Below are 365 nucleotides of genomic sequence, written 5' to 3'. Positions count from 1 at the left end.
TGATGGGACAGGGGCGGTGCATTTCACCAAGCGTAAAAGAGCGTCGTAAGCCTTTTGAATGTTCGTGGGCGACGGTTCGATATCAGCGCGAACGAGTGCACCGGCTGCAGTATGCCAAAGGGGCGCTTCGGTGCTCTGTAGCTCCTCGTCCATGCCGTACCGATGCAAGACGGAGACGGCTGAAGGAACATCCGTTATGAGTGTGACCTCGCAATCTGGGGGGTTGGGGTCGTGCCAGGTAGCCACGGCATCTTCAAACGGCTTTGACATCAGGATCACATCCGCCGTCGCTAACACCGATGTCTCGATACGCGAATTCAGCGTCAGGTTGCGGTCGCTAGTGGGACGTGTAGTTTCTCGGTTAA

The 365-nt window shown here is 56.4% G+C and carries 1 protein-coding gene; it reads right to left on the bottom strand.

What is annotated here, in order from left to right; translation table 11 throughout:
* Positions 1 to 270 (bottom strand): hypothetical protein (locus tag MKK70_RS06875; RefSeq protein WP_243946514.1); only part of this gene is annotated, 270 nt, incomplete at its 3' end.
* Between the last annotated feature and the right edge of the window lie 95 nt (positions 271 to 365).

Origin of the sequence: Methylobacterium sp. E-041, from assembly GCF_022829665.1 — a bacterium.
GTDB lineage: Bacteria > Pseudomonadota > Alphaproteobacteria > Rhizobiales > Beijerinckiaceae > Methylobacterium.
This window is presented reverse-complemented; position numbering and strand designations above follow the sequence as displayed.